At 67.0% G+C, this 9,595-nt stretch carries 8 protein-coding genes and 1 pseudogene; 8 read left to right on the plus strand and 1 reads right to left on the minus strand.

From position 1 onward, the window contains the following. The 5 genes from RMO40_RS24425 to RMO40_RS24445 all read left to right on the plus strand — a co-directional run. On the plus strand, positions 1-555 hold a 555-nt coding region (locus tag RMO40_RS24425; protein WP_489660237.1), incomplete at its 5' end, for a Rossmann-fold NAD(P)-binding domain-containing protein. 55 nt (positions 556-610) lie between these two features. Continuing rightward, entirely contained in the window at positions 611-1,006 is a 396-nt protein-coding gene (locus RMO40_RS24430) for a translational machinery protein (RefSeq protein ID WP_309726387.1), read from the plus strand. A 7-nt stretch (positions 1,007-1,013) separates the two neighbouring features. After that, complete coding sequence (locus RMO40_RS24435) at positions 1,014-2,552, plus strand: ATP-binding protein (RefSeq protein ID WP_309726389.1); 1,539 nt, start codon at positions 1,014-1,016, stop codon at positions 2,550-2,552. 65 nt (positions 2,553-2,617) lie between these two features. Further along, entirely contained in the window at positions 2,618-2,821 is a 204-nt protein-coding gene (locus RMO40_RS24440) for a YgaP-like transmembrane domain (RefSeq protein ID WP_309726390.1), read from the plus strand. 4 nt (positions 2,822-2,825) lie between these two features. Continuing rightward, entirely contained in the window at positions 2,826-4,358 is a 1,533-nt protein-coding gene (locus RMO40_RS24445; protein ID WP_309726392.1) for an AAA family ATPase, read from the plus strand. Here RMO40_RS24445 and RMO40_RS24450 read toward each other — a convergent pair. After that, a complete protein-coding gene (locus RMO40_RS24450; protein WP_309726394.1) occupies positions 4,340-5,827 on the minus strand; it encodes an NAD(P)-binding protein in 1,488 nt (495 codons plus the stop codon). The genes RMO40_RS24445 and RMO40_RS24450 overlap by 19 nt on opposite strands. A gap of 156 nt (positions 5,828-5,983) precedes the next feature. Here RMO40_RS24450 and RMO40_RS24455 point away from each other — a divergent pair, with 156 nt between their 5' ends. From RMO40_RS24455 to RMO40_RS24465, 3 genes and pseudogenes are all read left to right on the plus strand, one after another. Next, positions 5,984-6,742: an ATP-binding cassette domain-containing protein gene (locus RMO40_RS24455; protein ID WP_309726396.1), complete on the plus strand. Its 759-nt coding sequence runs from the start codon at positions 5,984-5,986 to the stop codon at positions 6,740-6,742. 123 nt (positions 6,743-6,865) lie between these two features. Then, complete coding sequence (locus RMO40_RS24460) at positions 6,866-9,229, plus strand: FtsX-like permease family protein (protein ID WP_309726398.1); 2,364 nt, start codon at positions 6,866-6,868, stop codon at positions 9,227-9,229. 18 nt (positions 9,230-9,247) lie between these two features. After that, a pseudogene (locus RMO40_RS24465) lies at positions 9,248-9,595 on the plus strand (efflux RND transporter periplasmic adaptor subunit); the annotation flags it as partial.

A 9,595-nucleotide genomic window follows, 5' to 3' on the forward strand; every position in this document is an offset into this window, starting at 1 on the left:
CTCGCGAGCTTCACCTCCGCCGCCACCGCCCTGGGAGCTCAGGTCGCACACATCCGCCCCAGCAGCTCGCGCATCACGCAAGCGAATGCAGCGCATGAAACCGCGGTGGTGCTGGGCCGCCTGTACGACGCCATCGAATGCGAAGGCATGCCGCTCAGCCTGGTGCAAGAGTTCGAGCGCACTGCAGGCCGCCCCGTCTTCAACGGCCTGGCCGCGGCCAACCACCCACTGCGGGTGCTGGGCGACCTGATGACCATGCGCGAACACAGCAACAAGCCCTTGAACAAAACCACACTGTGCCTGCTGGGCGACGAGCACTCGCCCGAAAGCGACGCCTGGCGGCGCGCCGCGCTTCTCACCGGCATGGACCTGCGCACCACGTCTTCTGACACGCCGCCCGACTTCGTCTGCAACGCGCAGTCACCCTCTCGCTGCAGCGACGGCCGCGCCGAGCTGGCCTGCTGTTGCCTCGGCGAGCATGTGCTGCTGGCAGATGAGCAGGTTCACAACCACCGCTTCACCGTGCAAGCCCTGCTGTGCAGCACCCTCGCCTGACGGCGCTTGCCGCGCAGCCCCCCTTTTCCTCCATCTGCTCACCCAAAGGAATTCCATGTCTCACCCTCACGCCGTCGTGTGGATCGATCACGAACAAGCCCGCGTCACCCATTTCAGTGACGATGCCGCCGAGCAGATGGTGCTGCATTCGACCCACCGCCCCGGCAAGATCCACCACAAGAACGGCCCGAGCGGCGGTTCGGGGCACGAGCCTGAAGACGCGGTCTACCTGCACGCCGTGGCCGAAGCCATGGGTGGCGCGGGCGCGATCCTGGTGGTGGGCCCGGGCAACGAGAAGAACGAGCTGATCAAACACCTGGAGCATCACGACAAGGCGGTGGCCGCCCGTGTGGTGGACGTGCAGACGGTCGACCACCCGAGCGATGGCCAGGTGCTGGCACTGGCACGCAAGTATTTCCGGGCGGCCGACCGCATGTTGAAAAGTATCTGAGTGCACCGTGCCTGCGACGGTGAGCCCCTCGCCCGGCCCGCTGCAGATGCGGGCGCTGGAGATACTTGCCACCGCGCTCGACGCCATCATCACCATCGATGCGCAACAGCGCATCGTGTTGTTCAATCAAGCCGCCACACAGATGTTCCGGCTCAGCGCGCAAGACGCGCTCGGGCACCCGCTGGACAGGCTGATCCCACCGGCTCACCGCGAGGCCCACCATGCGCACGTGAGGGGCTATGCGCAAGGTGATGGCCACAGCCAACCCATGAGCGCGGTGCGTGCGCTGAGCGGGCTGCGCTCGGACGGTTGCGAGTTTCCGATCGAGGCCTCGATCTCCCGTGTGGGCCTGGGCGACAGCATGCTGATGACGGTGCTGGTGCGCGACGTGACCGCTGTTCGCGAGAGCGAACGCAAGCGCCTGGAGCAGGCTGCGCAGGAGGCCGCCAATCTGGCCAAGACCGAGTTTCTGGCCCGCATGAGCCACGAGTTGCGCACGCCGCTGAATGCAGTGCTGGGCATGGCTCAGCTGCTGCAGGCTGGCCTGCGTGACCGGTTGTCCGAGCCCGAGCAACGCCAGTTCGAGCTGATGCAGGTGGCCAGCCATCAACTGCGCACCCTGATCGACAACGTGCTCGATCTGAGCCGCCTCGAAGCCGGCGAAATCGTCATCGAAAGCCGCGAGGTCGAGCTGTGTGAGTTGCTCGACAGCGCCTTGGTGACAAACGCCGCGCTCGCAACGGCGCAGCAGGTGCAGCTGCAATCGTCCTATGAGATCGAGCGCCCTTTCACCGTGCAGGCCGATTCGACGCGCCTGTACCAGGTGGTGTCGCAGTTGATTTCCAACGGCATCAAGTTTCATCGGCGTGGGGGGCTCGTGCGTGTGGAACTGAAGCGCGAGCGCGACTGCGTGTGCATCAGCGTGGTTGATGACGGCGTCGGCATGACAGCCAAGCAGCAAGCGTCGCTCTTCGAGCCTTTCAACCGGATGGGACGCGAGCGCAGTGGCATCGACGGCGCCGGCATCGGCATGGCGCTCGCACACCGGCTGGTGATTCTGATGGGTGGCCACCTGGCGGTGGAAAGCAGTCGCGGCCATGGCACGGTGGTGCATGTGCACCTGCCCATTGGGCAGCCTCAGCAGCGACCCTCGGGCACCGTGCTCTACATCGAAGACAACGCCGTCAACGCGCTGCTCGTGGTGGAGTTGCTGCGCCAATGGCCTGAGGTGCGTGTGGTCGTCGCCGTTGACGGCACGAGCGGGCTTGAACTGGCGCGTCGATTGCGGCCCGATGTACTGTTGCTCGACATGCAGCTGCCCGACATGGACGGCCTGCAGGTGCTGCAGCGCCTCAAGCAAGAGCCTGCAACACGCCACCTCAGGGTGGTGGCCTTGTCGGCCAACGCCATCAGCACCGATGTGGACACCACCCTGCGCGCCGGGGCCAGCGCCTACTGGACCAAGCCGATCGACTTCGCGCCCTTCCTGGAGAAGATGCGCAAGATGCTGCAGGCGCCTTGTGGCGATGCCGCGCAAACGGGTTGACCTCCCGCAAGCCATCGCGAAAATTTCGCGCGCATGCTCGAAGCTTTCACCCCCTGGAGGAACCCATGACCACCAATGTTGGAATCATCGACCGCGCCGTGCGCATCGCCGCCGGCGCCTTGCTCATCCTCGCCACCCTGATGGGCTGGATCGGCGCCTGGGGCTGGATCGGCGTGCTGCCGCTGGCCACCGGCTTTTTCCGCTTCTGCCCGGCCTACCTGCCGTTTGGCCTGAGCACCTGCGCGACGAATACCACTCAACCCAAGTGAAATCTTGAACGCCTTGCCGACCCGCCTGGTCGACGGCCTGCGCCGGCAGTTGCAGGCCGGGCAAGCGGATGCGGTGCAGCTCATCGAAACCCACATTTCGTGGGTGCTGCTCGCGGGCGACTTCGCCTACAAGCTCAAGAAGCCGGTGAACCTGGGCTTCATGGACTTTTCATCGCTCGCCACACGCCGCCAGGCCTGTGAAGACGAGTTGCGGCTGAACCGTCGCCTTGCGCCCGAGGTCTACCTGGCGGTGCTGCCGCTTCACGGCCCGGTCGATGCACCCCGCTTCAGCGGCAGCGGCGAGCCGCTCGACTGCGTGGTGCAGATGCGCCGCTTTGCCGATGGCGCGCTGTGGAGCGAGCGGCTCGGCGCCGGCCAGTTGCTGCCCGAGCACGTCGACCGCTTCGCTAGGCGGCTGGCCGCCTTCCACGCCGACGCGCCCCGTGCCGAGCCCGGCTCGCCCTGGGGTGACGCCGAACACGTGGCCGGCCCGGCGCTGGGCGCTTTGGCCGAGATCGAGCGGCTCGACCCCTCGGCCGTCGAGCCGGGACTGGCGCGCTGGCTGCATCTCCAGGCGGCCACCCTGCCGCCCGTCTGGGCCGAGCGGCGAGCGGAAGGTTTTGTGCGCGAAGGCCATGGCGACCTGCACCTGGCCAACGTGGTGATGCTGGGCGACGAACCCACGGCCTTCGATGGCCTGGAGTTCGACCCGGGCCTGCGCTGGATCGACGTGCTCAACGACGCCGCCTTCCTGGTGATGGACCTGTGGGCGCACGGCTGCCGCGACCTCGCGTTCCGCTTTCTCAATACCTACCTGGAGCACAGCGGCGACTACGCCGGGCTCCCGGTGCTGCGCTTCTACCTGGTCTACCGGGCGGTCGTGCGCGCGCTGGTCGGGAGGCTGCAAGGTGCAGCAAACGCGGCACCCGACTACCTGGCCCTGGCCCAGACCATCGCGCAGGCCAGCGACTCCCGCCTGCTGGCCACCTGCGGCCTGCCTGGCTCGGGCAAGAGTCACGTCACACAACAGCTGATGGAGGCCGCAGGCGCCATCCGCATCCGCTCCGATGTCGAGCGCAAGCGCCTGCACGGCCTGCCCCCGCTCGCTGATTCACGCGCCAGCGGTCTCGACATCTACACGCCGAAGGCCCACGAGGCCACGTTCTCGCGCTTGCGTGCGCTGGCGGGCGCGAGCCTGCTCGCCGGCTGGCCGACCATCGTCGATGCGGCCAGCCTCAAGCGGGGCGAGCGTGAACGGTTCCAGGCGGTGGCCATCGCGGCCGGTGCGCCGTTCACCTTGCTGGTGTGCGACGCCCCGCCCGACGTGCTGCGTGAGCGGGTGCGCCAGCGTGAGGCCAGCCGCAACGACGCGTCGGAGGCGGGCCTCACGGTGCTGGAGCGGCTGATGCTCGCGCGCGAGCCACTCAGCGCAACGGAGCGTGTGCATGCCATCGAGGTCGATACCACCCACACGCCAGCCGCCAGCGAGCTGGCCGCCGACTGGCTTGCACGCCTTGCTCAGCCGATGGCCCGCTGAGCCTCGCGCGGCTGCACCTGCGGGTTGGAGAACTCCATCACGCCGTCGTCGATGCGGCCGAAGCGCAGCGTGATCAGGTCGCGGATGTAGTTCTGGTAAAGCTTCCAGGGCTTCTTGGAGCCTTGGCGTGGCAGCTGCTCGATGGCCCGTTGCACATAACCCGAGCTGAAATCCAGCCACGGCTCGGCGACGAGCGTGGGGTCGTTGTTGCGCGGTGTGCACTGGCGGTAGCCGTGTTTCGCCATGTGATTGAGCAGGCGGCACACGTACTCGCAGGTCAGGTCGCACTTGAGCGTCCAGGAGGCGTTGGTGTAGCCGAACGCCGAGGCGAGATTGGGCACGTCGCTGTACATCATGCCCTTGTAGCCAAAGGTCTGCGGGCCCTCGACACGGCGGCCGTCAACCGTCAAGGCCATGTCGCCAAACGAGGTCAGCACCAGCCCGGTGGCGGTGACGACGAGGTCGGCCGCCAGCTCCTCGCCCGAGCGCAGCTTGATGCCAGTTTCGGTGAAGGTCTCGATCTGGTCGGTGACCACCGAGGCGCGGCCGGCGTGCAGCGCGCGGAACAGGTCGCCGTCGGGCACCAGGCAGATGCGCTGGTCCCAGGGGTTGTAGCGCGGCGTGAAATGTCTGGCCACGTCGACCTTGGAGCCGATGGCCGAGTGCACCATGTCGAGGATGAACTTTTTCGCCTTCTCCGGCTTGCTCTTGGCGAGCTTGTAGAAGTACATGCCCAGCAGCACGTTCTTCCAGCGGGTCAGCATGTAAGCCGCCTTCGCGGGCAGCCAGCGGCGCAGCTTGAGCGCGATCGGGTCTTGCGCAGGCCGTGACACCACATAGGTGGGCGAGCGCTGCAGCATCACCACGTGCGCCGCGTCCTTGGCCATTTCGGGCACCAGGGTCACGGCGGTGGCGCCGCTGCCGATCACCACCACGCGCTTGCCGGCGTAGTCGATGTCGGGCGTCCACTTTTGCGGGTGCACCACCCGGCCGGCAAAACGCTCGATGCCGGGAAACGCGGGGGTGTAACCCTCTTCATAACGGTAGTAGCCGCTGCACATGAAGAGAAAGTTGCAGCTCAATTTCAGCGTCTCCCCCGTGGCAACGCGCTCGACCTCGACCGTCCACGTCGCCTCGGCGCTCGACCACGACGCGCCCTTCACCTTGTGGCCGAAGCGGATCTTCTGGTCGATGCCGTTCTCGGTGGCTGTCTCGCGGATGTAGCTCAGGATGGTGGGCCCGTCGGCAATGGCATTCGCATGCGGCCAGGGCTTGAATCGGTAGCCGAGCGTGTACATGTCGGAGTCGGAGCGGATGCCGGGGTAGCGAAACAAGTCCCAGGTGCCGCCGATGGTGTCGCGCCCTTCCAGGATGAGAAAGCTGCGCCCGGGGCTTTCGGTCTGCAGGTGGTAGGCCGCACCAATGCCAGACAGGCCGGCGCCCACGATCAGCACATCCAGGTGTTCCATCGACGTCTTCCTCCAAGCTGCAAGACAGCGCAAGCATGCGCCCGGTCAAACCCGGCGCGTGTCGGCGTCCGCAAAATGAGAGCCCAACCCGGCACACCGGTTGCCACGGCATAGCATCGGCGCATTGGCGTCGTGCCAGTCTAAGGTAATCACCTTATGGACACGAGTTTGGCCGCAGAACCGCTCACGACCGCCAGCGACACCGAGCCCCGCCAGGTGGTTTTCCGCGCGCGCGGCCTGGGCAAGACCTACACCATGGGCGAGGTGCAGGTGCATGCGCTGCAAGGTGTCGACCTCGACATCTACCGTGGCGAGTTCATCGTGCTGCTCGGCCCCTCGGGCAGTGGCAAGTCGACGCTGCTCAACATCCTGGGCGGGCTCGACAGGCCGAGCGTGGGCGAGGCGCTGTTCGCCGACCACAACCTCACCACTTCCGATGACGCCGACCTCACCCGCTACCGCCGCGAGCACGTGGGCTTCGTGTTCCAGTTCTACAACCTCATTCCCAGTCTCACGGCGCAAGAAAACGTCGAGCTGGTGACCGACATCGTCGAGCACCCCATGCCGGCCCGCGAAGCCCTGGGCCTGGTCGGGCTGGCCGAACGCTTTGACCACTTCCCCTCGCAGCTCTCGGGCGGCGAGCAGCAGCGTGTGGCGATCGCCCGGGCCATCGCCAAACGGCCCGAGGTGCTGTTGTGCGACGAACCCACAGGCGCGCTCGACTACACCACCGGCCTGCTGGTGCTCGAAGTCATTGCCCAGATCAACCGCGAGCTCGGCACCACCGCCATCGTGATCACGCACAACGCCTCGATCGCCGGCATGGCCGACCGCGTGCTGCACCTGAGTGGCGGGCGCGTGGCGCGCATCGAGGTCAATGCGCACAAGGTGGCGCCGACGGAGCTGAGGTGGTGAAGGCAACATGAGAGCAACACCCCCGCCTGCGTTCGCCCTGAGCCTGTCGAAGGGTGCGCCTTGCACTGCGCCGGCTTCGACAGGCTCAGCCCGAACGGAGCGGGGCTGGGACAGCTGCGAGCCATGAAAGCCCTCGACCGCAAGCTGCTGCGCGACCTGGCCCTGATGTGGAGCCAGGCCATCACCATCGCCTTGGTGGTGGCGAGTGGCATCGCGGGCTTCGTCGGCACCTTCAGCGCCTACCAGGCACTGAAGAACTCGCGTGCCATCTATTACGCCGACGCCCGCTTCGCCGACGTGTTCGCCTCGCTCAAGCGCGCCCCGCAAAACCTCGACCGCCAGCTCCAGCAAACCCCCGGCGTGGCCCAGGTCGACACGCGGGTGCAGCAACTGGTGCCGATCGACCTGCCTGGCGTCACCGACCCCATCGTCGGCCAGCTGATCGGCCTGCCCACACAAACCGCCCAGCGGCTGAACACCGTGGAGTTGCGACGCGGCCGCATGGTGGAGAGGCACGGCAGCGGCACCATCGAAACGCTGGTGTCCGAAGCCTTCGCGCGCGAGCGCCGGCTCGACCTCGGCAGCCGCCTGCACGCCTTGGTGAACGGCAAGCGAGAAGAGCTGGTGGTGGTGGGCATTGCGCTGTCGCCGGAATACGTGTTTGCAGGCCTTGCCGGCTCGCCTGACCAGAAGGGTTTTGGTGTGTTCTGGGTCGACCACGACACCCTGGCCGCTGCCTACAACATGGAAGGTGCGTTCAACCACGTCTCTCTGCGGCTGGCGCCTGGCGGCTCGGAGGCGGCGGTGATCGACCACCTGAACCGCCTGCTCGCGCCGTATGGCACCACACGCGCCTATGGCCGGGACGACCAGCTGTCGGACCGCATCTTGTCGAGCGAGATTTCTCAGCAGCGTGTGCTGGGCACCATCTTGCCGAGCATCTTTCTCGGTGTGGCGGCGTTCCTGCTGCACGTGGTGTTGAGCCGCCAGATCGCCACCCAGCGCGAGCAGATCGCGGCGCTCAAGGCGCTGGGCTACCCCGACCTGCAAATTGCCTCGCACTACCTCAAGCTCACGCTGGTGATCGTGCTCGTGGGCTTGTTGACCGGCCTGGCGCTCGGTGCGGCGCTGGGCAAGGGGTTCGCCGGCCTCTATGCCGACGTGTTCCGATTTCCGGTGCTCGACTACCAGCTCACGCCAGGCCTGGTGCTGGCCGCCACCGGCGTGGCGCTGGTGGTCGGCGTGCTGGCCACGCTCAACGCCATTCGCGTCACGGTGTCACTGGCGCCGGCCGAGGCCATGCGCCCGCCCGCGCCCGGCATCTACCGCCCGATGCTGATCGAGCGTTTAGGCGTCAAACACTGGGTTCCTGCCGCCACGCGCATGGTGCTGCGCACGATGGAGCGGCGGCCATTTCGCACCGGGCTCACCGTCCTCGGCATTGCGCTGTCGATGGCCATCGTGGTGACCGGCGCGTTCTGGCGCGACGCCACCCAGGAGATCCTCTCCACCCAATTCGGCCTGGTGATGCGTGGTGACGTGGCGGTGGCACTGGTCGAGGCCACGCCAGCGCGGGTGCAGCACGAGCTGATGAAACTGCCTCACGTGACTGCGGCCGAGGGCTCGCGCCTGGTGAGCGTGCGCCTGGTCAACGGGCACCGCAGCTACCACGGCGCCATCCAGGGCCGCCCGGCCGAGCCCGACCTGCAGCGTGTGGTCGACCTCGACCACCGCGTGCACCCGATGCCCCGCCACGGCCTGATGCTGACCGACCGGCTGGCCGAGCGGCTCGGCCTGCGTGCGGGCGACAGCGTGCGGGTGGAGGTGATGGAAGGCACCCGCCCGGTGCTCGAGCTGCCGCTGGCCGGTACCGTGAGCGAGATGATGGGCATGAACGCCTACATGGAGCGGCGTGCCCTCAACCGCCTGCTCGGCGAAGGCGACGTGGTGTCGCAGGTGACGCTGAGCGTGGCACGCGGGCACGTGCCTGAGCTGCTGATGGCACTGAAGGGGCAACCGCGCGTGCTGCTGGCGACCAGCAAATCAGTGATGCGCGCCAACATCGAAGAAGTCACGGCCAGGAACGTGCTCACCATGAGCGCCATCCTCACCCTGTTTGCGATGGTGATTGCCGTGGGCGTGGTCTACAACAGCGCACGCATCTCGCTGGCCGAGCGGGCTTGGGAGCTGGCGAGCCTGCGCGTGCTCGGCTTCAGCCGCGCCGAGGTGTCGGGGCTGCTGCTGGGTGAGCTGGCGATCGAGATCGCGCTGGCCATCCCACTGGGCGTTTTGCTCGGCTACGGCCTGTCTTACACCATCGTCGCGCTGATGGTGACCGACGAGTTTTCCTTCCCGCTGGTGATCCTGCCCAGCACCTATGCCTTCGCCGCCATGTGCGTGGTGGTGGCCGGCCTGGTGAGCGCACTGATCGTGCGCCGCCGCATCGACACGCTCGACCTGGTGGGCGTGCTCAAGACCCGAGAGTGAATCACACAAGCGAGCCCCATGAACACGAAGAAAAAACTCCTCATTGCGGCCCCGGTGCTGCTGCTGGTCGGCCTGGTGGTCTGGGCTTTCATGCCCTCGCCTCAACTGGTGGAGGTGGCACAGGTGCGCCAGGGCCGCTTCGAGCGCGCCGTGCAAGAAGACGGCAAGACGCGGCTGCGCGACCGCTATGTGGTGTCGATGCCCTTGGCTGGGCGCGTGCAGCGGCTCACGCTGCGCCAGGGCGACAGCGTCAAGCGCGAGGCCATCGTCGCCGCCGTGTTGCCGGCCAACCCGTCCCTGCTCGATGAACGCACGCGGCTGGAGCAGCGCGAACGCATCGGCTCGACGGAGGCCAGCGTGGCGCGC

Source organism: Rhizobacter sp., assembly GCF_031412075.1.
In the GTDB taxonomy this organism is placed as follows: Bacteria; Pseudomonadota; Gammaproteobacteria; order Burkholderiales; family Burkholderiaceae_C; genus Rhizobacter.